The 24033-nt window shown below is 66.8% G+C and carries 23 protein-coding genes; 19 read left to right on the forward strand and 4 right to left on the reverse strand.

What is annotated here, in order from left to right:
• Positions 1-8 precede the first annotated feature (8 nt).
• On the reverse strand, positions 9-1715 hold the full coding sequence (locus tag M3G14_RS08440; protein WP_259926093.1) for a long-chain-fatty-acid--CoA ligase: 1707 nt from the start codon (positions 1713-1715) through the stop codon (positions 9-11).
• 171 nt (positions 1716-1886) lie between these two features.
• Between M3G14_RS08440 and M3G14_RS08445 the strand changes: the two genes are divergently transcribed.
• Both M3G14_RS08445 and mshA read left to right on the forward strand, forming a co-directional pair.
• Positions 1887-2864 (forward strand): MinD/ParA family protein, encoded by a 978-nt coding sequence (locus tag M3G14_RS08445; protein ID WP_259926094.1) that lies wholly within the window; start codon positions 1887-1889, stop codon positions 2862-2864.
• Positions 2865-2900: 36 nt separating this feature from the next.
• On the forward strand, positions 2901-4148 hold the full coding sequence (mshA, locus tag M3G14_RS08450; RefSeq protein ID WP_259926095.1) for a D-inositol-3-phosphate glycosyltransferase: 1248 nt from the start codon (positions 2901-2903) through the stop codon (positions 4146-4148).
• An 8-nt stretch (positions 4149-4156) separates the two neighbouring features.
• On the opposite strand, the gene M3G14_RS08455 is transcribed toward mshA, so the two are convergent.
• Positions 4157-5323 (reverse strand): S1 family peptidase, encoded by a 1167-nt coding sequence (locus M3G14_RS08455; protein WP_259926096.1) that lies wholly within the window; start codon positions 5321-5323, stop codon positions 4157-4159.
• Positions 5324-5415: 92 nt separating this feature from the next.
• Here M3G14_RS08455 and M3G14_RS08460 point away from each other — a divergent pair, with 92 nt between their 5' ends.
• The 3 genes from M3G14_RS08460 to M3G14_RS08470 are packed head-to-tail and all read left to right on the forward strand — an operon-like array spanning position 5416 to position 8183.
• Positions 5416-6162 carry a phosphoglyceromutase gene (locus M3G14_RS08460; protein WP_259926097.1) on the forward strand — a complete coding sequence of 249 codons (747 nt, stop codon included), beginning with the start codon at positions 5416-5418 and terminating at the stop codon, positions 6160-6162.
• A 19-nt stretch (positions 6163-6181) separates the two neighbouring features.
• A complete protein-coding gene (locus tag M3G14_RS08465; RefSeq protein ID WP_259926098.1) occupies positions 6182-7474 on the forward strand; it encodes a cell wall metabolism sensor histidine kinase WalK in 1293 nt (430 codons plus the stop codon).
• A gap of 19 nt (positions 7475-7493) precedes the next feature.
• On the forward strand, positions 7494-8183 hold the full coding sequence (locus M3G14_RS08470; RefSeq protein WP_259926099.1) for a response regulator transcription factor: 690 nt from the start codon (positions 7494-7496) through the stop codon (positions 8181-8183).
• On the opposite strand, the gene M3G14_RS08475 is transcribed toward M3G14_RS08470, so the two are convergent.
• The gene (locus M3G14_RS08475; RefSeq protein ID WP_259926100.1) at positions 8180-9088 is read right to left on the reverse strand and encodes a hypothetical protein; all 909 of its coding nucleotides are present in this window, start codon (positions 9086-9088) and stop codon (positions 8180-8182) included. The two genes, M3G14_RS08470 and M3G14_RS08475, sit on opposite strands and share 4 nt — an antisense overlap.
• 33 nt (positions 9089-9121) lie before the next feature.
• Between M3G14_RS08475 and M3G14_RS08480 the strand changes: the two genes are divergently transcribed.
• The 5 genes from M3G14_RS08480 (at position 9122) to M3G14_RS08500 (ending at position 12587) form a co-directional block, all read left to right on the forward strand.
• The gene (locus tag M3G14_RS08480) at positions 9122-10078 is read left to right on the forward strand and encodes a Ppx/GppA phosphatase family protein (RefSeq protein ID WP_259926101.1); all 957 of its coding nucleotides are present in this window, start codon (positions 9122-9124) and stop codon (positions 10076-10078) included.
• Entirely contained in the window at positions 10078-10905 is an 828-nt protein-coding gene (locus M3G14_RS08485) for a hypothetical protein (RefSeq protein ID WP_259926102.1), read from the forward strand. Before M3G14_RS08480 ends, M3G14_RS08485 begins: the two co-directional genes overlap by 1 nt.
• A gap of 68 nt (positions 10906-10973) precedes the next feature.
• Complete coding sequence (gene proC, locus M3G14_RS08490) at positions 10974-11879, forward strand: pyrroline-5-carboxylate reductase (RefSeq protein WP_259926103.1); 906 nt, start codon at positions 10974-10976, stop codon at positions 11877-11879.
• A gap of 186 nt (positions 11880-12065) precedes the next feature.
• A complete protein-coding gene (locus M3G14_RS08495; protein WP_038588022.1) occupies positions 12066-12257 on the forward strand; it encodes a helix-turn-helix domain-containing protein in 192 nt (63 codons plus the stop codon).
• A gap of 228 nt (positions 12258-12485) precedes the next feature.
• Entirely contained in the window at positions 12486-12587 is a 102-nt protein-coding gene (locus M3G14_RS08500) for a 30S ribosomal protein bS22 (RefSeq protein ID WP_003855542.1), read from the forward strand.
• Positions 12588-12700: 113 nt separating this feature from the next.
• Here M3G14_RS08500 and M3G14_RS08505 read toward each other — a convergent pair whose 3' ends face one another.
• The gene (locus M3G14_RS08505) at positions 12701-13732 is read right to left on the reverse strand and encodes an HAD family phosphatase (RefSeq protein WP_259926104.1); all 1032 of its coding nucleotides are present in this window, start codon (positions 13730-13732) and stop codon (positions 12701-12703) included.
• Positions 13733-13816: 84 nt separating this feature from the next.
• Between M3G14_RS08505 and M3G14_RS08510 the strand changes: the two genes are divergently transcribed.
• The 9 genes from M3G14_RS08510 (at position 13817) to hemE (ending at position 24022) form a co-directional block, all read left to right on the forward strand.
• Positions 13817-14056 (forward strand): glutaredoxin family protein, encoded by a 240-nt coding sequence (locus M3G14_RS08510; RefSeq protein WP_259926105.1) that lies wholly within the window; start codon positions 13817-13819, stop codon positions 14054-14056.
• A gap of 56 nt (positions 14057-14112) precedes the next feature.
• Positions 14113-15438 carry a glutamyl-tRNA reductase gene (locus M3G14_RS08515; RefSeq protein ID WP_259926106.1) on the forward strand — a complete coding sequence of 442 codons (1326 nt, stop codon included), beginning with the start codon at positions 14113-14115 and terminating at the stop codon, positions 15436-15438.
• Positions 15438-16322, forward strand: a complete 885-nt coding sequence (hemC, locus tag M3G14_RS08520; RefSeq protein ID WP_259926107.1) for a hydroxymethylbilane synthase — start codon at positions 15438-15440, stop codon at positions 16320-16322. The genes M3G14_RS08515 and hemC overlap by 1 nt, the downstream gene beginning before the upstream one ends.
• 185 nt (positions 16323-16507) lie before the next feature.
• Positions 16508-18226, forward strand: a complete 1719-nt coding sequence (locus M3G14_RS08525; RefSeq protein ID WP_259926108.1) for a bifunctional uroporphyrinogen-III C-methyltransferase/uroporphyrinogen-III synthase — start codon at positions 16508-16510, stop codon at positions 18224-18226.
• A 33-nt stretch (positions 18227-18259) separates the two neighbouring features.
• Entirely contained in the window at positions 18260-19258 is a 999-nt protein-coding gene (hemB, locus tag M3G14_RS08530) for a porphobilinogen synthase (RefSeq protein ID WP_259926109.1), read from the forward strand.
• A gap of 5 nt (positions 19259-19263) precedes the next feature.
• Positions 19264-19875 carry a hypothetical protein gene (locus M3G14_RS08535; protein ID WP_259926110.1) on the forward strand — a complete coding sequence of 204 codons (612 nt, stop codon included), beginning with the start codon at positions 19264-19266 and terminating at the stop codon, positions 19873-19875.
• 9 nt (positions 19876-19884) lie between these two features.
• A complete protein-coding gene (locus M3G14_RS08540; protein WP_259926111.1) occupies positions 19885-20385 on the forward strand; it encodes a hypothetical protein in 501 nt (166 codons plus the stop codon).
• A 3-nt stretch (positions 20386-20388) separates the two neighbouring features.
• Positions 20389-22950: a cation-translocating P-type ATPase gene (locus tag M3G14_RS08545; RefSeq protein ID WP_259926112.1), complete on the forward strand. Its 2562-nt coding sequence runs from the start codon at positions 20389-20391 to the stop codon at positions 22948-22950.
• Between the two features lie 25 nt (positions 22951-22975).
• Complete coding sequence (hemE, locus tag M3G14_RS08550) at positions 22976-24022, forward strand: uroporphyrinogen decarboxylase (RefSeq protein ID WP_259926113.1); 1047 nt, start codon at positions 22976-22978, stop codon at positions 24020-24022.
• Positions 24023-24033 lie beyond the last annotated feature (11 nt).

Here is a 24033-nt window from a genome sequence, read left to right on the forward strand (position 1 = left end):
GGCACCGGCTACGCGTCGTCGCGAAGCATCTGCATGAGTGTGTCTTGCACCTCGCGGCGGCGCACCTTGCCCGTTTGATCCCGGTTGAGCTCTTCGAAGTGGTAGAAGGTGCGCGGCACCTTGTAGCGGGTGAGGCGCTCGCGGGCGAAGTCCTTCATCCCTTCCGGGTCGAGCGCGGCACCGTCGCGCAAGGTCACGCACGCCACCACGTCCTCCGAGCCGTCGGCGCGCGGGCGGCCGACAACCGCGATGTCGGTGATGTCCGGATGCTGGCGCATGACCTGCTCTACCTCGTCCGGGTAGACGTTGAAGCCGCCGGTGATGATGATTTCCTTGATGCGGGCGACCAACTTGATCCACCCGTCCGCCTCCATCACCGCCATGTCGCCGGTGCGGAACCAGTCCTCGTGGAAGGCGCGCTCCGTGGCCTCCGGCTTGTTGAGGTAGCCGGCGAAGACCTGCGGGCCGCGGGCAAGCAGTTCGCCCGGCTCCCCAGCTGGCATGGTCTCGGCGGGGTTGTCCGGGTTGGCAATGCGGATCTCGGTGTTGGGGAAGGGCAGGCCGATGTAGCCGGGACGGCGGGTGCCATCGAGCGGGTTGCCGGCCAGGATGGGGGAGGTCTCGGTGAGCCCGTAGCCCTCGATCAGTCGCCCGCCGGTGGCCTGCTCCCAGCGCTCGATGGTGGGCGCCGGCAGGGTGGCTGCCCCGGAGATGGAGGTGTGGATGGAGGAAAGGTCCGCGCCCGACTCCACGGCCCAGTCGATGATGCGGTCGTAGAGCGTGGGTACCCCGGGCAGGACGGTGGGGCGAGTCTTGGTAATCGCGGGCTGGTAGAGCTCTGGCTTCGGCGCGGGTACGAGCACCATTTGGGCGCCGAAGGTCAGCGGCAGGCCGTAGTTGAGCGCAAACCCGTAGATGTGGAACAGCGGCAGGACGCCGAGCACCTTTTCTTCCACCGCGCCCCAGTCCTCCAACCAGGAGATGCCGGCGGTGAGTACGGAGACGATGTTCCGGTGGGTCAGCGGCACGCCCTTCGGTTCGCCGGTGGTGCCGGAGGTGTAGATCATCAGCGCGGTATCTTCGGGCTCCACCTGCGGCGTTGGCGCAGGTCTTTGGGGCGCGTGGAGCAGGCCGGCAAAGCCGATCGTGCCGGGCGCGGGCCCGGTGAGCTGCTCGCGCTTGGATTTGATCGGCCCGATCGGTACAGAGAGCACCGCCTTGGTGGTCCACGGCATCTCCTCGATCATGTTGACGGCGATGACCGTTTCCAGCGGCGTCTGCTCGGTCAGCGTGGTGAAGGTGGCGGCCTGTTTATCAAAGACGATGGCGACCTTTGCTCTGTGGTCTGCAAACTGACTACGCAGCTCGTAGGCGGTGTAGAGCGGGTTGTGCTCGACCACGATCGCGCCGAGGCGGAGAATGGCGGTGACGGCGATGATGTGTTGCGGGCAGTTTGGCAGGGCGACTGCAACGCGGTCGCCGGCGCGCACCCCATAGCCGTGCAGCTGCGCGGCAAGGCGCGAGACCTTGGTGTTGAGCTCGTCGTAGGTGAGCGTCTTGCCCATAAACCAGGTGGCGGGGCGCTTCGGGGTGGTGGCCACGACCCGGTTGAACATGTCGACGAGCGTGTCGCTCCCGATCTTGGGGTGGGGGTCGGTCCACGTCGCGTACTGCTGGATCCATGGTCGGTGTGCAGCGGTCTCGTGCGCTCCCATACGAAGTAACTCCTTAGTTGTCGGCAACTAACAGGGTGCGAGTATAACCTACGCAACTGTAGCTTCGGGTGGTTCGCGGGAAAATTATTCGTTAATGTTGCGTCGCTCACAGTCCTGGCATAGGCTCGGTGGCCGGCATTGATTGAGGGGATTTTTTGGGGGGAATTTTTCATGACCACGTACACCGAACACGTCGAAGACTCTGTGGAGCTTGCTCCGCCACCTGCGCTCGACCAGTCCAACTTGGTCGACCCAGTCAAGGCACCGCCCAAGCACGGTTGGCGCAAGCTCGTCCACACCGCCAGCCGGGGCAGGATCAACCCGGGAGGATCGCGCAAAGAGCTTGAACACGAGCGGCTCATCGCGGCGATCCGCGCCCCGCTGCGCGGCGACTACCGCATTGCCGTGATGAGCCTCAAAGGCGGGGTGGGCAAGACGACGACCACCGTGGCGCTCGGCGGCGTGTTCGCAGAAACCCGCGGCGATCGGGTCATCGCCATCGACGCCAACCCGGACCTGGGCACGCTCGCCCAGCGCGCCGCCGCGATGAGCCCGGCGACCATCCGCGATCTGCTCGCCGCGCCGGACACTTCGCGCTACCCGCAGGTGCGCGCCTTTACCAACCAGGCCACCTCCCGGCTCGAGGTCATTGGCTCCGAACGCGACCCGGCGGTCTCCGAGGCCTTTTCGGAGCTGGATTACCGCCGCTCTATCGACATCTTGCAGCACCACTACAACGTCATCCTTACCGACTGCGGCACCGGCCTGATGCACTCCGCCATGGCTGGCGTGCTCGACTTGGCCAACGCGCTCGTCCTTGTCACCTCGCCGGCGCTCGACGGGGCGCAATCCGCCTCCGCCACCCTGGATTGGCTCAACCTCCACGGCTACGACCAGCTCGCCGCCAACGCCACGGTGGTCATTTCCGCAGCCGCGCCGGGCAAGCCCACCGTCGATACGGCAAAACTTGCCGCGCACTTTGCCTCGCGCGCTCGGGCGGTGCACACCATCCCGTACGACCGGCACCTCGCCGAAGGTGCGGTGGTCGACCTCGACCGTCTCGCCTCCCCGACGAAGCGCGCCTACCAGTACCTCGCGGCGGATATGGCCAGCGACTTCGGCGCGTGGCACAAGCACGCCGCCCACTAACTACGCTTGAGCCTTATGGGCTCATTACGCGTCGCAATGATTTCAATGCACACCTCGCCGCTGGAGCAGCCGGGCGTAGGCGACGCCGGCGGGATGAACGTCTACACCTTCAACGTGGCCAAGGGGCTGGCACGGGTGGGCGTGCAGGTCGACGTGTACACGCGCGCCACCCGCCCGAGCCAGGGCGAGGTGGTTGAGGTGTGCGAGGGCTTTCGGGTGATCAACATCGTGGCCGGCCCCTACGAAGGGCTGGACAAAGAGGAGCTGCCCACCCAGCTCGCCGCGTTTGCCGGCGGGGTGGTGCAGTACACCCGGGCCCACGACCTGCACTACGACGTGATCCACTCGCACTATTGGCTCTCCGGGCAGGTCGGCTGGCTGCTCGCGGACCTCGCCGGGATCCCGCTCGTGCACACCGGCCACACCTGGGCCGCCGTGAAAAACGCCGCGTCGAGCGGCGCGATGGAGGGCGAGGCCCGGCGCATCTGCGAGCAGCAACTGGTGGATAATGCCGAGACCCTCGTCGTCAACACCAAGGACGAAATCGACGAGCTGGCGCGCCACTACGACGTCGACCCGTGCAAGATCAGCGTGGTCACCCCAGGCGCAGACACGGAGCTATACACCCCGGGGACGAACCGCAATACGGAGCTCGCGCGCCGCCAGCTGGGCATCCCGCTGCACGCAAAGGTCGTGGCGTTTGTGGGCCGACTTCAGGACTTCAAGGGCCCGCAGGTGCTCATCCGCGCGCTCGGGCAACTGCACCGCGAGCACCCGGGGTTACCGCTGCGGGCGATGATCTGCGGCGGGGCGTCGGGAAGCGGCGCGAGCGTCGAGCGCTACGCGGAGCTGGCGCGCGAGGAGGGGATCGCACACCTCGTGCGCTTCCTTGGCCCGCGGCCGCCGGAGGAGCTGGTGGCCGTCTACCAGGCCGCGGATGTCGTTGCGGTGCCGAGCTACAACGAGTCCTTCGGCCTGGTCGCGGTCGAAGCGCAGGCCACGGGCACCCCCGTCGTTGCGGCGCGCGTGGGCGGTCTCCCGCTTGCCGTCGCGGAGGGCACCACCGGCCTGCTTGTCGACGGCCATGCGCCGAACGCGTGGGCAGCAGCGCTCGGGACCCTGCTTCTCGACGACACGCAGCGCATCGCCATGGGCGAAGCCGCCGTTGCCCACGCCGCCACCTTCAGCTGGCAGGAAAGCGCGAAGACGCTGGTGGACGTGTACGAGCGGACGATCGCCGACTTCGCGCCGGGCGCGGGCGAGCGGCGCGCTATCGGCGGCTGAGCAGCGCGCTAGTGCGAGCTGCTCATGCCCGCGACGTTGCTGAGCGCGTAGTTCACGCCGGTGGCGGTGAGCTGGGCGGCGTGGTGGTTGGCCGCAAACGCCGCGGTGTCCGCCAGCTTTTGCGCGCTCTCGACTGAGTCGACCTTTCCGGCGCGGTCCGCCACAACGGCGGCGTCGGCCTGGGCGGTCTCGATCGCCTTGTTCCAGGCCTCCTCAGGCGTGTAGATGGGCAGGTCCGGGTTGTTCTGCCGGACCGTGTCGGTGATCTGCTTTTGCTCGGTGTCGAGCGGGGTGAAGTTGGTGTGCGGAGCAGTCGAGTCCTCGAGTTTGAATTCCTCGTTGACCTTGCCGTCGGGCACGCCGTAGGCCGTCTCGATGATGCGGTCGGCGGGCTGCGCCTTGCCCAGTGGGCCGAGACCCATGGAGGTGACGCCCACGACGGCCCCATCGGAAGGGTCGTAGTTGATGCCGCCGGAATCGCCGAAGTCGTAGTTCAGACCCCAGCTGTAGACGCCGTTGCGGCTGCGCCCGATCTGGGTGCCGCAGCTGCGGCCGGTGGTCGCCCCGTCCTTGCAGATCGGCTCGCCGAAATTATCGGTGCTGAACGTGTTGTGCGGCAGGGTGGAGCGATCACGAATGCTGCGCAGCTGCACCGGTGCGCCGTGGGCGCGGCCCTGCGCATCCTTGGACTGGGACAGGCTGGTGGCCGGCACGCCGTCGTGAAGCTGCACGATGCCCCAGTCATCGGTATTGATGGTGTCCCAGAAGAATTCGTGCGGCCAGACGGTGTTTTCGTAGTCGGTGGGCTTGTGCACCTTCCCGCGCGTGCCAATGGGTAGGTACTGGCGGTTGACGGGCACGGTGACTTCGTTGCCCATCTTCGGGCTGCCCTTCTCTTCCTGCAGGCAGTGCCCGGCGGTGAGCATGACTCGCTTGCCGCGGATCGTGCCATTGGGGCCCTGGGAGCAGGAGGCAGCGGAGGCTTCCGGGGGGATGGCGATGTTGACGCCCTTGCCCGCGGGCAGGTGCTTCGGCGGGTTTTCCGCGAAGACGCGGAAGGCGCCGCCAGGGGCGGCAAGCGCGGGCGTCGCCGCCTGCGCGGCGGGCGCAAACGGGGCGATCAGGGCGGTGGTCAGCACGGCGAGTGAGGCAGTGCGGAGGCGGCGAAACTTCACGGGGCTCCCTTCGGTTGAAAGACGTAAAAGTAGCGGGTGGTAGATGTGACGATTCTAAGGCACGCGCCTGTGTTTCGTGGCATGCTGGGGATATGAGCAACGGAAAGCTGATTCTTGTCCGTCACGGGCAAAGCGAGTGGAACAAGTCCAACCAGTTCACCGGCTGGGTCGATGTGAACCTGACAGAGCAGGGCGAGCAGGAAGCGGTGAATGCAGGCAAGCTGATGAAGGAGCACGGCGTCGAGCCCGACGTGGTGTTCACTTCGCTGCTGCGCCGCGCGATCCGTACCGCCAACATCGCGCTGAACGCCGCCGACCGCCACTGGATCCCGGTGCACCGCAACTGGCGTCTCAACGAGCGCCACTACGGCAAGCTGCAGGGGCTGAACAAGGCTGAGATCCGCGAGGAGTTCGGTGAGGAAAAGTTCATGACATGGCGCCGTTCCTACGGCACCCCGCCGCCGGAGATCGACCCGGAAAACGAGTACTCGCAGACGCACGATGTGCGCTACGCCTTCCTGCCGGAGGTGCCGCGCACCGAGTGCCTGCAGGACGTCGTGGCTCGCTTCCTGCCGTACTACATCGACGTGATCCTGCCGGAGGTGCTCGCGGGCAAGAACGTCATGGTTGCCGCGCACGGCAACTCGCTGCGCGCGCTGGTGAAGTACCTGGACAACATCTCTGAGGAAGAGATTGCGGGCCTGAACATCCCAACCGGCATGCCGCTTGTCTACGAGATCGACGCGGACGGCAAGGTGCTGAACCCGGGTGGCACGTACCTGGACCCGGAGGCGGCCGCCGCCGGTGCCGCAGCCGTGGCAAACCAGGGCCAGAAGTAGTCAGCGCACTGCTGTTTGTATGAGCCCATTGATCGCCTTTCTGCTGGGCATCGCTGTTGCAGCGCTCGCAGCACCACTGGTGCGGCGAGCGCTGCGTTGGCGTGAGCGCAATAGCGACTACAACGCGGAGCTTCACGAGGAGACCAGCTCGATCAGCCAGATGTACCACCTGGCTATTCAGGGCTCCACCACCGGCGTTGCGGTGGTGGAGCGCTCCGGGCGCGTGGCGTTATCCAACGCGCGCGCTCACGACATGTCGATCGTGCACGACGGGACGGTCAACCCCGAAGTGTGGTCGGTCGCAGTCGAGGTCTTCGAGGACCAGGAGGAGCGCGTGCTCAACCTGGACCTGCCGCAGCGCGCCACCGGCAGCCGGATCAGAAATGTCCGCGCGGTGATCAAGCCGCTGACGCTCACGCAAAATACCTACGCTGCGGTGTACGTGACCGACGAATCGGAGAACGTACGCATGGAAAACGCGCGCCGCGATTTCGTCGCCAACGTGTCCCACGAGCTGAAAACGCCGGTCGGGGGCATGGCCCTGTTGGCTGAAGCGCTGATGGAAGACCCCGCCGATGTGGAGATGGTGGACTACTTCGGCACAAAACTGCAAAACGAGGCGCAGCGGATGGGCGAGATGATTACCGACCTGATCGCTCTGTCGAAGTTGCAGGGGGCGGAAGCCCTGCCGGACATGTCGCCGGTGCGCATCGACGAGATCATCGACGACGCGATAGAGCGCAACCACGTCACCGCCGAGAACCGCGACATTGAGTTGATCCGCGGCGAGCGCACCGGGCTGCATGTGCTGGGGGACCGCTCGCTGTTGACGGCAGCGGTGTCGAACCTGGTTTCCAACGCGATTAACTATTCGCCGGACGGGCAACCGGTGAGCGTGACGCAGAAGGTGATGCGGGGCACGGTGCTCCACCTGCGCGTCACGGACCGGGGCATCGGGATCGCGCCGGAAGACCAGAAGCGCGTTTTTGAGCGCTTTTACCGTGTGGACAAGGCGCGCTCGCGCAGTACTGGGGGCACTGGGCTTGGCCTGGCCATCGTCAAGCACGTGGTGGCGAACCACGGGGGTAACATCAAGCTATGGTCCCGTCCTGGCACGGGGTCGACGTTCACCATCGAGCTGCCCATCTTCGACCCGGAGCGCTCCTCTGTAGGCACAGCAGACTCAGCAGACGCAGGAGATTCTGGGGCGCAGCCGCGGGCCGTGGGTGCGCAGGGCGAGGCGGACGCGAAGTCTCCGGCGCGTGCCGCTCGGCGCCGGATGACGGCTGAGCAGCATCCGATGCAGAGCTAGGAAGATGTAAGGAACAACAGTGACCACCATTCTCATCGTTGAAGACGAAGAATCTTTGGCTGATCCCTTGGCGTATCTCTTGCAGAAGGAGGGCTTTGACACGCTCGTTGCGCCAGATGGGCCGAGCGCGCTGGACTCTTTTGCCGCCAATGATGTTGACCTGGTGCTTTTAGACCTCATGCTGCCGGGCATGAGCGGCACGGAGGTGTGCAAGAGCATTCGCGCGACGTCGATGGTGCCGATCATTATGGTCACTGCCCGTGACACCGAAATTGACAAGGTGGTGGGCCTGGAGCTCGGCGCGGACGACTACGTGACCAAGCCGTATTCCACCCGTGAGCTCATCGCGCGCATCCGTGCGGTGCTGCGCCGCGGCGGCGAGGGGGACACCTCGCAGTCCGGCGGTGCAGAGATCCTGGAGGGCGGCCGCGTCAAGATGGACATCGAGCGGCACACCGTGCTTATCGACGGGGCAGCGGTCCCCATGCCCCTCAAGGAATTCGACCTGCTGGAGTACCTGATGCGCAACGCCGGCCGGGTGCTGACCCGCGGCCAGCTCATCGACCGGATCTGGGGCGCGGACTACGTCGGCGACACCAAGACCCTGGACGTGCACGTCAAGCGCTTGCGCACCAAGATCGAAGAGGAGCCGTCGAAGCCTAAGCAGCTGGTGACGGTGCGCGGCCTGGGCTACAAGTTCGAGGCTTAAACGTTATTCGCCGCTGCGGCGCCAGCCGCGGGGTGGATGGATTTCGCCTCGGCCGGGACTTTTGCTCGCGCGGCGCAGTGGCGTGCCACAACCTCGTAGGGTTTTTCGCCGATGAGTGCGGTGAGCTCGTCCTTCATGGATTGCCACACCGGGGTCGCCGCGCCCTCGCCCCGCGGGGCGTGGCAGCTGGGGGCGCTGGTGCACCACCAGTCGAAGTCCTCGCCGCCCCCGCCCCACTGGCGGCGGTCGTACTCGCCGATGGTGGTGCGCAGGATTTCCTCCCCGTCGGAGCGCTCTTCGTAGGCGTCCTCCCGGGAGAAGGGGACCTGCCAGCACACCTCTGGCTTGGAGCCGATGATGTTGCGGCCTTCCGCCACGGCCCACTGGTGCAGCGCGCACCCCGGCCCGGTGCCGTCGGTAGTGCGGTTGGCGAAGATGCAGGCCCCATCCACCACGCGGGTCTTGATGTGCGGGCCGTCGTCCTCTTCTTCTGTGTCGTCCCATTCCAGCCAGGGCTCGAGCACGGTGGGGTCGGCGTTGGCGATGTAGGAGTCGGTCTCCGCCGGGCGCAGCTGCCAGTATTTTGCTGGCATTTCTGCGACGGCGTTGTAGAGGTCGTCGCGATCGGTTTCGTCGGCGATGTAGGCGCCGTGGATGCAGCAGCCGACGACGGGGAAGCTCTCGTCGATACCCAAGCACTCGGGCGTGCCGAAGCGGCATGACCAGGTAGATTCCAGCCAGGTCAGGTCCAGGCTGAAGTAGTGGGTGGGGTCGTCGGGGTGGACGAATTCAAACCATTCGCGGGGGAAATCCGGGGTGGTTTCCCGTCCTGCCTGGATGGATTTGCCGGCCGGTGAAGTGGCGGGAAATCCAAGAAAAACTTCATTGGAGGCTGGTTGATTCACACCTCAACACCGTAGACCCATTACCCTGGTGGTGTGCGATTAGGTGTATTAGACGTAGGCAGCAACACCGTGCATTTGGTGGCGGTGGATGCACACGCGGGTGGTCGCCCCACCCCGATGAGTGACTGGAAGCAGCCGCTGCGGCTCGTGGAGCAGCTTGATGCGGAAGGCAACATCGAGGATAAGGGCGTCGACAAGCTTATCGACGCAGTGGACGAGGCCCGCGGCTTGAGCGAGAACCTCAAGTGCGACGAGCTGCTCGCCTTCGCTACTTCCGCGGTGCGTTCGGCGACGAACTCTGAGGCCGTGCTGAAGAAGGTGGAGAAGAAGACGGGGGTTGCCCTCAAGGTCATCTCCGGCGAGGAGGAGGCCCGCACGACCTTCCAGGCGGTGCGCCGCTGGTACGGCTGGTCCGCCGGCCGGATCACCAACTTGGACATCGGGGGTGGCTCGCTCGAGCTGTCCACCGGCTCTGAAGAGGTGCCGGACCTGGCCGTCTCGCTCGACCTGGGTGCCGGGCGTTTGACCCACGAGTGGTTCGAAACGGATCCGCCGGAGCGGAAGAAGATCAACGCGTTACGCGACTACATCGACGCGGAGCTGGCGGGCCCGGCGGAAAAGTTCCACGCGCTGGGCGAGGTCGGCTTGGCCGTCGGCACCTCCAAGACCTTTCGCTCCTTGGCGCGCTTGACCGGTGCTGCGCCCTCCTCGGCGGGCCCATACGTGCAGCGCACGCTGACCGCGCCCGGTCTGCGTCAGCTGATTGCCTTCATCTCGCGGATGACCGCAGCCGACCGCGCTGAGCTGGAAGGCATCAACGCGGATCGCTCTCACCAGATCGTTGCAGGGGCCCTGGTCGCAGAAGCTGCCATGCGAGCCCTTAATCTTGATAAGTTAGAGATCTGTCCTTGGGCGTTGCGCGAAGGCGTCATTCTGAAGCGGATTGACCAGGGACTTGCCCCAGGAGATGACGAAGGAGACCACGCCTAATGTCTGAGGATCAGCAGCTGACAGTTGCGGAGCTGCTCGCCCGGGCCCAGAAGGATAACCCCGAGGCGGGCAAGCGCCGTCGGCGTCGCCGGAGCTTGGAAGACGGCGGCGTCTCGGTTGCTGAGCTCACCGGCTCCCTGAAGCGAGTGGACGCTCGGCCGCAGGAATCGAAGCATTCGAGCGTGCCGATCGACCCGCCTGAGGAGCAGGCCCCCGCGAAGGAGAAGAACAAGTCCGCGGCCGCGGACTCCGCTGCTTCCACCCCGCGCAAGGTCGAGGTGGAAAAGGTAGAGGTGAAGCGCCCGGCGCAGAGCAAGGATGCGCCCGCGCCGTCGGCAGGCGACACTGCGGTGTTGCGCAAGGTGGAATCCGGCGGGGTGTCGCGCCCGGTCAAGGTGAAGCCGGAGGCACCCGCAAAGCCGACCGAGGACGCAGAGGCGACGGGCAAGATCCCGGTCGTCGAGGAAGCGCCCAAAAAGTCCGCCGCCGCGGACTCGGCAGACTCAGCAGACCTGGCGGACCGCAAAAAGTCTGCGGCCGCAGACTCCACAGTGCCGGCCGAGGTGGAAGATGGAGACGACTCGATCAACCCGATCATGCTGGTGCTGCTCGTGTTCTGCGGGCTGATCCTCGGGGTGCTGGGCTTTTTGGCCTTCCAGTGGATCTGGGCACACGCGGCGACGGCCGTGGCTATTATCGCCGGCATTGTCGCCGTGGTTGCGGTGATCTTCGGTGTCAAGGCGCTGCGCACCGGCAACGACGCGTTGACGGTGTCCATGGCTGCCATTGCCGCCGCAGTGATGGCCTTCGGTCCGGCCCTGATCTAGCTGGCGCAACGCACTCTTTTTGCCCTCCGCCGAGCGCGTGCTTGGTCGGAGGGTTTACGCTGTGCAGCATGGAACACAGCACAACCATGTCTACGAGCACGGCGACGAACGAGCGCGAAGAGGCTGCGGAGCAGCAGGCAGAGCCTTCCGCGCCCGCGTTTCGCGGCCGGATCGCAATCATCGGTGCGGGAAGCATCGGCGAGTCCCTCCTGGCGGGCCTGGTGGCCAGCGGGATCGACCCGAAGCGGATCACGGCGACGAACCGCACCGTGGAGCGCGGGCAGGAGCTCGCCGAGCGTTACGGCGTGCAAGTCACGGACGACAATAACGGTGCCGTCGCGGAGGCGGACGTGGTCTTTCTGTGCGTGAAGCCGCACCAGATCCTGGAGCTTTTGGAGGATGTGAGCACCGATATCGCCGACGCTGACACGCAGCCGGTGTTGGTGTCGATGGCGGCGGGGATCTGCCTGCACGCGATGGAGGAGGCGGTCTCCTCGGCGGGCGCGCCGATTGTGCGCGTGATGCCGAACACCCCGATGCTGGTGGGCAAGGGCGTCCTCGCCGCCGCTTTCGGACGCTTTGTCGACGATGAGCAGCGCGAACAGATCGCCGAGCTGCTTTCGGCCGCCGGCACGTACGTCGAGGTCAAGGAGAGCCAGCTGGATGCGGTCACCGCGCTTTCCGGCTCGGGCCCGGCCTACTTCTTCTTGCTCGCCGAAGCGCTTGTCGACGCCGGCGTGTCCCTCGGCCTGCCCCGCGACCTTGCCGCCGAACTCGCCTCCGCCACCGCCGCGGGCGCAGGTGCCATGCTGGAGCGCACACCGGACCCGGCCGCGCTCCGGGCGGGCGTGTCCTCGCCGGCGGGCACCACTGTTGCGGCGATCCGCGAGCTGGAGGAATCCGGGCTGCGCGGTGCGCTGTACCGGGCGACGGAGGCGTGCGCGGAGCGCTCGGCGGAGATGGGGCGTAAGTAGGTCGGCGCTGCGTTCGCCCCACCTTTCACACGAGTGTGTTGGGGTCGACTGGAAACACTCTGAAAAATTTTGGCACTTGAGTCGCATTTGGCCCTAGTTTCACGATAGGGTGGTTCAAGCACGTGCGTGTTCGTCCTGTGGGAGGGGAAGCCTACAGCGCGACCGTGCTGAAGGGTTAAATATTTCATGGCAAACGAAGATAAAGGTAAGTTTCTGACAGTCGCAGAGGTCGCTGAGATCATGCGCGTTTCGAAGATGACGGTGTACCGCCTGGTGCACTCCGGCGAGCTGCCGGCAGTGCGCGTGGGTCGGTCCTTCCGCGTGAACGAGACCGCGGTCAACGAGTACCTCGAGTCCTCCGTCTACGACGTGGGGTAAAGCACTGCGCGAAGCGCTACCAATCCCTCCGGCGTCGGGTTCCCAAGAGTCATGGGTGCACGGCGCCGGATTTTTGGTCGCGGCGCGCCGGACTGTATGCTGTCAACCATTGATGTTGGCGCGCGCCCGGCAGAGCGTGCACCTCGTGCTGGCCCGCTAGCCCCGCCTACGCGGGGATGGTGGTCGCGCTGACTCGCACTGTACGTACACGAGAAATGAGGAAGCCTCATGGGTTCTGTTATCAAGAAGCGCCGCAAGCGCATGTCCAAGAAGAAGCACCGCAAGATGCTGCGTCGCACCCGCGTGCAGCGCCGCAAGCTGGGCAAGTAAGCTTATGCCTGTGCACCCGTCCCACCGCGCTGGGGCGGGTGTTTTGCTGTCCGCGTGAGGAATCGCGCATCAGTCCCGGGGTGGATTCCTCGTTCCCCCAGGTCGCCAAATGGTCATACGTGAAATTTTTCACGGCCCGCCACGAGTCCACACGACAAAGCAACCACACCAGCCACAACGGCCCCAAGCGCAACGCGATTCCGGGCGAGCTTGCGCATCGGCCGGTACTCGCGGATGGCCCAGCCGGCCTCGCGCGCGTGGCGGCGCAGCGCACGGTCGGGGTTGATCGCCACGGGGGAACCCACCATGCCCAGCATCGGCAGGTCGTTGATGCTGTCGGAGTAGGCGGTGCACTTTTCCAGGTCAAGGCGCTGGATAGCGGCCAGCGCGGCCACCGCGTGGCGCTTTCCGGGCCCGTGCAGAATATCGCCGACGAGCCGGCCGGTGAACACCCCGTCCTCTTCTTCCGCCACGGTTCCGAGCGCGCCGGTAAAGCCGAGCCTTTCCGCAAGCGCCTGGCCGATCTGCACCGGCGTGGCGGACACGAGCCACACCTGCTGGCCTGCGGCGATGTGCATGGCTGCCAGCTCGATGGTGTCCTGGTAGGCCTTGCCCACGATCTGGCGGTCGACGATCTCGCGGCACAGCGACTGCAGCTCGTCGACGCGCTTGCCCTTGACCAGACTCAGCGCGTGCTCGCGGCCGGAGGCGATGTCGTCGTGGCTCTCCGCCCCGCGCAGCCGGAAACGCAGCTGCTTGACCAGGGCCGGGATGAGCTCGCTGGCGGTAATGAAGCGGCGCCTGGCCAGCCCCTCGGCGAGCAGGATGAGCGAGGAACCCTGGATGAGCGTGTTGTCCACGTCGAAGAAGGCGGCGGCACCTGCATCCTGGGGTACATCCGGGTCGGGCGGGGTGATGGTGGAGGCACCGGCGGTGGCAAAGGCCCCGCCGACGGAGTCGACGCCCAGGGCGAAGTCGTCGATCGCGAGGCCGAAGGTTTCCTCGACGGCGGCTGCGGCGGCGGCTTCGCCGGCGGTGCGCTGCGCTTCGTCGTCAAGCGGGCGCACGGCGAGATCCTCGAGGAAACGCCGCAGGTTGCCGTGGGAAACGGACCACGCGGCGAGCAGGTCGCCGTGTTCGCTCATGTCCTCACCTTTCGCTGTGCCTTCCGCTGTGGGTGTTAGCTTGGAATATCGTACCGCTTGAGTCAGATTCGGTCAGGAGGAGCGATGGGCAAGCACGTGGAGCTGATGGTGCGCGAGGGATGCGGGTCGTGCGTGCGCGTGGCGGAGCAGATCCGCCCGCTGGTGCGCGAGTGCGGCGCAAAGCTTTCGCTTGTCGACGTCGACTCGGCCCCCGAGCTGGCCGCCGAGTACGGCGACCACGTGCCGGTCGTGGTGATCGACGGCGAGGAGTTTGCCTGCTGGGAGGTCGACTCCGACGACCTCGTCGCGGAACTGAAGTCATAGCGGGGTATCCTTTAGTTTGATTTTCTGGCAGGGGAAGGTCTGACTGGAGTGATTGTGTGAGTGTGCTCGTCGTAGGGATGTCGCACCGTTCTGCGCCCGTGGCGCTGCTGGAGCGCCTCAGCATGGACGAGAAGGTGCAACACGACACTGCCGCATCGCTGGTGCAGCAGCCTTCGTTGACCGAGGCGATGATTATTTCCACCTGCAACCGGCTCGAGGTCTACACGGTGGCCACCGCCTTCCACTCCGGGGTGGAAGACGTGCTGACGGTGCTCGCGCGGGTCTCCGGGGTTCCGGAGGACGAGCTGCGCGGCTACCTGTACGTGCGCTACGCGGATGCTGCCGCCGAGCACATGTTTACCGTGGCCGCGGGCTTAGATTCGATGGTGGTGGGGGAGCAGCAGATCATCGGCCAGGTGCGCGCCTCCTACCTCGATGCGGCAGAGCGCGGCACGGTGGGGCCCACCTTGCACTCTTTGGCGCAGACGGCGCTGCACACCGGTAAGCGTGTGCACTCGGAGACGAGCATTGATGATTCCGGGGCGTCGATGGTCACCTTCGCCCTCGACGAGGCCCGGCGCATCTTGGGCATCGACGACTTCCGCGAGCGCACCGCGCTCGTGTTGGGGGCCGGGGCGATGAGCTCGCTGGCGGCCACGCACCTGGGCAAGCAGGGGATTGACCGGCTGATCATCGCCAACCGCACGCGTTCGCGCGCCGAGCGGGTAGCAGAGCACGCGCGCGAGGCGGGGGTGGCCGCCGAGGTGGTGGACTTCAACGCCCGGGCAGGGGCGATCGGCCGCGCTGACATTACGGTTTCCGCGACTGCCTCGGACGACTTCACCATTACTCCGGAGGATCTCTCCGGCCCGACGATGCTGGTGGATCTGTCCCTGCCGCGCGATATCGACGACGCGGTGACCAAGCGCGAGGGCGTGCACCTGGTCAATATCGAGTCGCTCCATGCCTCGCTGCGGGACGCGGACACGGAGGACTCGCGTGCGCTGGTCAAGGCCGAAGCAATCGTGCGCGAGGAAGTCGACGCGTTTAGCTCCGAGCAGCGCGTCCGCGAGGTCGCGCCCGCGGTGACCCGGCTGCGGCGCACGGCCAACGAGGTCCAAGCGCAGGAGCTGACCCGCCTGCGGGCGCGCCTGCCCGAGCTTTCCGAGCAGGACTTTGAGCAGGTCGCCAGGTCGGTGAAGCGTGTCGTCGATAAGCTTTTGCACACGCCGACAGTCAAGATCAAAGAGCTGGCCGCCACCGCCGAGACGGTCAGCGTGGAAACCGCGATCGAGGAGCTCTTCGGGCTCGGCGGATCGTCGGTGGCCGTGGATGCGCAGCACTTGCCGCGGCCGGAAGAAATGCACGCGAAGGAGAACTGATGCTCAAGATTGGAACGCGCGGATCCCACCTCGCCACCACCCAGGCAGGCCACGTGCGCGACGCGCTCATCGCCAACGGGGTCGAGGCCGAACTGCACATCGTGACCACGGCGGGCGACGTGAACATGTCCCCGGTCGAGCGCATTGGCGTCGGCGTGTTTACCACGGCGCTGCGCGACGCGCTCGCCGGCGGCGAGGTGGACGTGGCCGTGCACTCCTTCAAGGACCTGCCCACCGCGCCGGATCCGCGCCTGCACCTGATCACCCCGCAGCGGGAGGACCGCCGCGAGGCGCTCATCGCGCGCGACGGGCTGACGCTTGCACAGCTGCCGCAGGGCGCGAAGGTCGGCACCTCGGCGCCGCGGCGCGTCTCCCAGCTGCGCGCGCTGCGCCCCGACCTGGACATTCGCCCGCTGCGCGGCAACATTGAGACGCGGATGAGCTACGTGGAGCGCGGCGAGCTCGACGCCATCATCCTGGCGTACGCGGGCCTGAGCCGCGGCGGCTACGCGGACCGCGCCACCGAGGTCTTTGCGCCCGAGACCCTGCTGCCAGCCCCGGCGCAGGGGGCGCTCGCGGTGGAATGCCGCGCCGCGGATGCGGAGAACGTGCGCGCGCTTGACGCGCTTGTCGACGAAGATGCGACCGCGTGCGCGGCGGCCGAGCGGCAGGTGCTCGCCACGCTGCAGGCTGGCTGCACCGCCCCGGTTGCGGCGTACGCGACGCGGAAGGAAAACGGCGAGCTGACCTTGCGCGCCGGCGTGTTCGCGCTCGACGGTAAGACCCAGCTCGTTGAGACCGTGACCGGCACCGATGCGGTAGCAGTTGGCACCCGCGCGGCGGAGGCGCTTGTCGCGCGCGGCGCCAAGGAACTCATGGAATAGCGTCACGAGTTTTGTTTTCAGCGGTCTTGCATCTTAAGGTGTAGTTACCATACGTCGGATTGCCCCGACGCAACTGGGGGCCACACAAGGCACCGGAAGGTGTTTGCGGGTGGCTCCTTGCATGCTGCGCGTTTTGCGCGTGTGCCGCCGGGGCTACTATTTCGCGCCTTAGAAAAGATCGTTCTATGACATTGCCCTCGATTACGCCCCCGCCGGGGAAGGTCATCTTCGTCGGTGCGGGACCGGGCAACCCTGACCTTTTGACCGTGCGGGCCCGCGAGGTGATGGAAAACAATTCTATCGCCCTCGTTGATCCGGAGGTCGCTCAGGGTGCCCGAGACGTCGTCGCCGCCGCTTTGCCTGTGCCGAAGGCGAAGATGGATGCCGCCGACGAAGCTTATGCACGCCTGGTTGCCGAAGCGAAGGAGGCCGGCGCGCGCCGCAAGCCGCCGCGCCCCGAGGACCCGACCGCGGCCGAGATCGAGGAGGTCGCGCTTTCCGGTGAGGCGATCGTCGCAAAGCTGAAAGATGCACTCGACGAGGCTGCCGCCGCCATCGAACGCGGCGAGGCCGGCGACGGCGACGTGCTGCGCCTCGTGCGCGGCAACCCGCTGACCCGCGACCAGGTGATGGAAGAAATCTCTGCGGTGGCGGCGGCCGGGCTCGAGTTCCAGGTGGTGCCGGGGATGAGCCTGCCTTCGACGGTGCCCTCCTTCGCCGGCATCGCGCTGGGCTCGACCTATACCGAGGCTGACCTGACCCAAGAGGTGGACTGGGACATGCTCGCCGCCGCCCCCGAACCGCTGGTGCTGCAGGCGCAGAAGTCGCAGCTGGGCGAGATCGCGGAGCAGCTGCTGGCGCGCGACATGGCGCCGTCCACCCCGGTGGCGGTGACCACGAACGGCACGACCCGCCTGCAGCGCACCTTCGACGCCACGCTCGAGACGGTGGGCAAGCTCGACGCGGAGCTGCTGGGCTCGCTCGTGGTGACGGTGGGAACCGTTGCCGACGACCGCTCGAAGTACTCCTGGTGGGAGAACCGGCCGCTCTACGGCTGGCGCGTGCTCGTGCCGCGGGCGAAGAACCAGGCCGGCCCGATGAATGCCCGCCTGAGCTCCTACGGCGCGATCCCGCAGTCGGTGCCGACGATTTCGCTGGAACCGCCGCGCAACCCCGCGCAGATGGACCGCGCGATCAAGGGCATCGTGGAGGGCCGCTACCAGTGGGTGCTGTTTACTTCCGTCAACGCGGTCGACGCGGTGTGGAAGAAGTTTGAGCAGCTGGGCCTCGACGCCCGCGCCTTTGCCGGGGTGCACCTGGGCGCGGTGGGGCAGAAGACCGCCGACGCGCTGCGCGCTTTGGGCATGTTCCCGGAGCTGGTGCCGCACCGCACGAAGCAGAACGCTGCGGGCATGGTGGAGATCTTCCCCGAGTACGTCGAGGATATCGACCCGGTCTCCCGCGTCCTGTTGCCGCGCGCCGACCTGGGCACGAATGTGCTCGTCGACGGGCTGGTGGAGAAGGGCTGGGAGGTCGACGACGTGGTGGCCTACCGCACGGTGCGCGCCGCCCCGCCGGCCCCGGAGACCCGCGACATGATCAAGACCGGCGGCTTCGACGCGGTGTGTTTTACCTCCGCTTCCACGGTGAAGAACCTGGTGGGTATCGCGGGCAAGCCGCACCAGCGCACGATCATCGCCTGCATCGGCCCGTACACGGCCGAGGAAGCCAAGGCGCAGGGCTTGCGCGTCGATGTCGTGCCCGAGGTCGCCGATGTGCCCTCGCTTATCGACGCCCTGGCGGCGCACGTCGCCTCCCTGCGTGCGGCGGGCCAGCTGCCGCCGCCGCGCAAGAAGCGCCGCACCCGTCGGAAAGCGGAGCCGGCGAAAGCCTCCGGCGAGTAGGAGCGAAAAGGCGCGGGGCCTATGATGGGGGCCATGTCTACCTACGATTTGCCCCGCCGCCCCCGCCGCCTCCGCCAAAACCCCGCGATGCGAGCGTTTACGGCGGAGACGCGCCTGCACCCGGAGGATTTCATCCTGCCTATGTTTGTCGCCGATGGCATCGAGGACAAGCGTGAGATCGCGTCCATGCCCGGCGTCTACCAGCACACCAAGGACACGCTGAAGGCTCTGTGCCACGAGGCACTCGAGGCCGGCGTGAAGTGCGTCGACCTCTTCGGCGTGCCGCGGGATGAGGACAAGGACGCGACCGGCTCGGTCGCGTGGGACGAGAACGGTGTGCTCAACCGCAACGTGCGCGCGCTGCGCGAGGAGTTCGGCAACGACCTGCTCATCATGGCGGATACCTGCCTCGACGAGTTCACCGACCACGGCCACTGCGGCGCGCTGAGCACCGACCGCTTTGGCAACGAGATCGTGGACAACGACAAGACCCTGCCGCTGTACGCCAAGATGGCCGTGGCGCAGGCCGAGGCCGGCGCCCACATTGTGAGCCCGTCGGGCATGATGGACGGCCAGGTCGCCGTGATCCGCGAGGCGCTCGATGCGGCCGGCTTCCAGGACGTGGCGATCATGGCTTACTCCGCCAAGTACGCCTCCAAGTTCTTCGGCCCCTTCCGCGACGCGGTGGGCTCCTCGCTGACCGGCGACCGCCGTACCTACCAGCAGGACCCGGCGAACATCCGCGAGTCGATCCTGGAGACGCAGCTGGACATCGATGAGGGCGCCGACTTCGTCATGGTCAAGCCCGCCCTGCCGTACCTGGACGTGCTGCGCGAAATCGCCGACATGTCCCCGGTACCGGTGGCGGCCTACCAGGTTTCCGGCGAGTACGCGATGATGGCGGCGGCCGGCCGCAACGGCTGGATCGACTTCGAGGAAACGATGATGGAGTCGCTGGCGTCGATCAAGCGCGCCGGCGCGGACCAGATCTTCACCTACTACGCCATCGAAGCAGCAAAGGAAGTTCGGTAGCGCCTATGGTGAGCCTCCCGCCACACAACCCGCAGTCGCCCAGCCACATCGCTCCGGCGGCTGCGCCGCAGCCTGACCCGCACGGGAAGAAGGACTCCCAGCCGGAGTCGGTGCGCCTCATGCTCGCCTGCTGGGCGGTGATGATCGCCGGGGAACTGCTGCACCAGATCCTCACCGTCGTCGTTACCGTGCTCGACCCGGCTGCGTTGCGCGAGAGCGCCAAGCAGGCGGCCGAGGGGCGCGGCGAAGAGCTGAGCGACGCGATGCTTACCTTCGGCATGTACGGCTCGGTTGTGCTCATGGCGCTCATCCAGCTGACCATCCTGGGCGTGTTCACCTACGCGCTGCGGACGGTGGCCAAGCGGGGGAAGTGGGCGGCCAACGCGCGTCGTCTGCTGCAGGTGTTTGCAGCCTTTTTCGCCTTGCGGATTCTGAGCCTGTTCATGATGGCGCCGGCCTCTGCGACGGTGCCGGTTGCACTCTATGCCGCGGACGGGGTTATCCAAATCATCCTCGGTGTCGCGGGCGCGCTCGGACTGTTCTACTCTACCCGGAAGGAATCGGTCGACTGGGCGGAGCCGAAGCAGAAGAAGCAGCCCAGCCAAGAGGGCGAGTAAGGAGCGCACATGGCGGGAATGTTTCCCACCTTCGTTGCTGACCCCAACGACAGAAACCGGCGGTATCACTCCACGGCCGGCCCAACCTGGCCCGGCAGCTTGCGCGCGGCCTATTACGTGGCGCTTGTCGCTGCGGTACTGCTGTTGCTCAGCGGCATGCTCATGCTTGCCAGCGGCGCCCCGAAGGACGCGGACGCGGAGTTCGCGCAGGCCTTCGCCACCAACATGCGCATCGTCGCCTGGGCAGACATCCTGCTAGGGCTGGTCGTGGCCGGCTGCGCGGCCTTCTTCGAGCGCGGCTCGAAGGGCGCACGCCGCCTGTTTGCGGCGGCGGTCGCAATAGCCGTGTTTGTCAACCTGGCCGGATTCTTCGTCGGCGTGGCTGGCTGGTCGGCGTTCGCTGTCACCCTGCTGCTCGTCGCCGCCCTGTTCTTCGCGTTCCGCCCGGCGGCGAACGCTTTTGTCGACGCGCGCAGTGGCGACCTCTGGCGCAACGTGGAAGGGCAGTAAGCCATGACCAAAGAGCAGCATGCCGCGCTGGAAGCGTCCATCGATGCGGCCCGCGAGGCAGCACGGGACTGCGGCATCGACGTAGATTCCCCGCGTATCGGCGCGGACGGCAACCCGCAGTACCCGAACACCTCCTACGCCTTCGAGATGGAGGGGCTGGAAGACGGTCCCCAGCTCAAAGAGATTGAAGAGGCCCTCGAGGCGCTCGAAGGCGTCTCCGCGCGCTTGGTCTACAGCACGAAAACCGCGTGGGTGACGGTCCCCAGCACCACATCGATTGTGGAGCTCGAGGAGGTCTTCGCGCGCTTCGGGGTGACGGCGACGCTCACGGATTCCACGCTGCGCCGCAGCGTGCTCGGCCGCACCGTTGCGACGCGCCCCTCCCCGCGCCGCGGTGTGCGGGGCTTAAGCGGCCGCCGCCGGAAGCTGCGCCGCGACGAGCAACTGAGCCTGCGCCGCGCCCGCGCCCAAGGGTTTGTGCGCAGATCGGGAGAGGCGGCGCGGCGCTCGCGGGCGAAGGAGGACGTGCTCTTTACCGCCCGCGACCTGGTCACCCCGCTGCGCATGTGGGTGGCGGTGCTGCTAACGCTGCCCGTCTTGCTGCTCACCTACGTCTCCGCGCTGCAATTCGACGGGTGGCAGTGGGCCTGCTTCGCGCTGAGCACCCCGGTGGCGCTGTGGTGCGCGTTCCCCTTCCACCGCGCGATGGCGGGCGGAGTGCGCCGCGGCATCTCGGCGCTGGACGGCGCCAGCTCCTTCGCCATTCTGGCCTCCTACGTGTGGTCCGCAGCGGTGCTGGTGTTTACCGACGCAGGCACACTCACCTGGCGCAACTACGGCGGGTGGCTGCCCTTGCGCATGCCGGAAGAACCGGCGCTCTTCTTCGAGGTCGCCTGCGCCGTGACGTCGCTGCTTTTGGTCGGCCGCTTCTTCAGCATGCGCGTGCGCCCGCACTTGCAGCAGGAGCTTGCGGCGCGCGTGCCGGACTCGGAGTCGGAGTACCTCGTCCGTCGCCGCTCGCGCAGCGGCAAGGTGATCGAGGAGCCGCTGGCGGCCGCGGAGATCAACCGCGGCGACGACATCGTCATTGTCCCGGGCGCGATCATCCCCGCAGATGGGGAAGTGGTCGGTGGTTCGGGCGAGCTGGAGCCCGAGCTTATCGACGCCCACGAGTCCCGCACCCTCAAAGTCGGCAGCAAGGTCTACGCCGGCTCCATCTTGCGCACAGGCAAGGTGAAGATGCGCGTTTCGCGCGTGGGGCACGCGACCCGCTTGTCCACGGTCAACCGTTGGCTGGAACGTGCCTCCCACCACCAAAACGCCACCACCATGGTGTCGACGCAGGCAGCGAGCCTGCTCATCCCGGCGGCGTACGTGCTCGCCGTGCTGGACTTTGGCATGTGGTGGCTGCTCACCGGCAACGTCAACGCCGCCTTCGCCACCGCCCTGGCGATCCTCGCCGTGGTGGCACCAGTCGCTCTTGCCATTTCGACGGCGCTGGCCATCCGGCTGGGCATCGAGTCCGCGGCCCGCAACGGCATTCTGGTGCGCGACGGTGCCACCTTCCGCATCTTGGAAGCCACCGACGCGGTGGTGTTTAACCGGGTGGGCACCCTGGTGGAGCCGACGATGACGGTGGAGACCGTCACCGCTGAGTACGGGGAGGACCCGGACCTCGTCTTGTCCGTCGCGGGTGCGCTTTCGGTGGAGTCCGACCACCCCTCCTCGCGCGCGCTGGTCAAGGCGGCGCGCGAGGCGCGCGATAAGCGCGACAAGCAAGACGGCGGGCCGACCTGGATCGAGCTGAGCCAGGAGGACACGACACCGGACGGTGCAGTCCGCGGCCGCCTCACGCTGACCTACGAGGACCAGCACACCGAGAACCTCGAGGCGATCCTCTGGCGCCCGACAAACCTCTCCCAGCTCAAAGGCCGCCTTTCGCTGGCGGCAACGGCCGGGGGCACGCCCGTCGTGGTGCGCTGGAAGGGGCGCGATCGCGGCGTGATCACCCTGTACGACCCGCCGAAGGCGGACGCGATTACGGCGATCGACCGGCTGGAGTCCATCGGGGCGGAAACGGTCATGCTCACGCGCGACACCTACCCGGTGGCGCGCCGCTTCGCCGACTTCTTGGGCATCTCGAAGGTGCTCGCCGGCATTACCGCCCCGGACAAGCCGCACGCGGTGCGATCCTTGCATACGAAGGGGGCCACGGTGGCGATGGTGGGCGACCACACGGCCGCGCGCACCCTGCGCGTGGCCGACGTGAGCATCCTGTACGCCGACGACGCCATCCTGGGCGCCGACATCGGCAAGGTGGATCAGCTGTGCAACGTCCTGCTCATCCGTCGCGACGTCACCGCGGTGCCGCAGTTGGTCGAGCTCTCGCGCCGGGTGTGCCGCACCATCGACTCCAACATGCTGGTGGCCTGGACGTACAACCTCGTCGCGGTGCTCTTAGCCATCGCCGGCGTGTTACCCCCGGTGGGCGCGACGGCGCTGATGCTGGGCAGCTCTTTGGTTATCGAGTTGCGTTCGGTCCGCGTGCGCCATTTCCCGGCCTAATTTTTCCCGCGTAAGCTGGGTGACCATGACCAGACGCGACCTTTCTTCCGCCCCGCTTCTTGAGGCTGCCAACGGCCGCACTCCTTCGCGCACCCCGGTGTGGTTTATGCGCCAGGCCGGCCGCTCGCTGCCCGAGTACCGCAAGGTACGCGAGGGCATCCCCATGCTCGATTCCTGCTTCATGCCGGAGCTGCTCGCAGAGATCACGCTGCAGCCGGTACGCCGCCACGACATGGATGCGGCGATCCTCTTTTCCGACATCGTGGTGCCGCTGAAGGCGGCCGGCGTGGGCGTGGAGATTGTGCCCGGCCGTGGGCCGGTGATGGGGCAGGCGATTCGGACGCGTGCGGACGTCGAGAAGCTGCCCGTGCTCGAGCACAATGTGGACGAGGTAGCCAAGGGCATCGAGATCATCCTGGGGGAGCTGAGCGACACCCAGGCCCTGATCGGTTTTGTCGGCGCGCCCTTTACGCTGGCCAGCTACCTCATCGAGGGCGGGCCGAGCAAGAACCACGAGAAGACGAAGGCGATGATGCACGGCGATCCGGAGACCTGGCACGCGCTGATGCGCCGCCTCGTCCCCACGATCACGACGTTTTTGCGCACGCAGGTCGACGCCGGCATTGACGCGATGCAGCTCTTCGACTCCTGGGCCGGCTTCCTCACCGAGGCGGATTACCGCGAGCACGTGCTGCCGTACTCGACGGAGATCCTCAAGGAGGTCGAGGGCGTGATCCCGCGCATCCACTTCGGCGTGGCGACTGGCGAGCTGCTTGGCGCGATGTCCGAGGCGGGATCGGAGGTGATGGGCGTGGACTGGCGCGTGCCTCTCGACGTCGCTGCGACCCGGTTCACCTCACCGCGCGTGCTGCAGGGCAACCTCGACCCCGCGATGCTCTTCGCTGGGCCCGACGTGGTGGAGCAGGAGGTCCGCCGCATCAAGGACGAGGCCGCGCGCGCGATTGAGGCAGGCACCGCGACCGGCCACATCTTCAACCTCGGCCACGGCGTACTGCCCACCACCGACGCCGGTGCGATCACCGACGCCGTCGCAATGATCCACGAAGCATAAGCGAAGGAGTG

It is taken from the genome of Corynebacterium sp. p3-SID1056, from assembly GCF_025152525.1.
Classification (GTDB): domain Bacteria; phylum Actinomycetota; class Actinomycetes; order Mycobacteriales; family Mycobacteriaceae; genus Corynebacterium.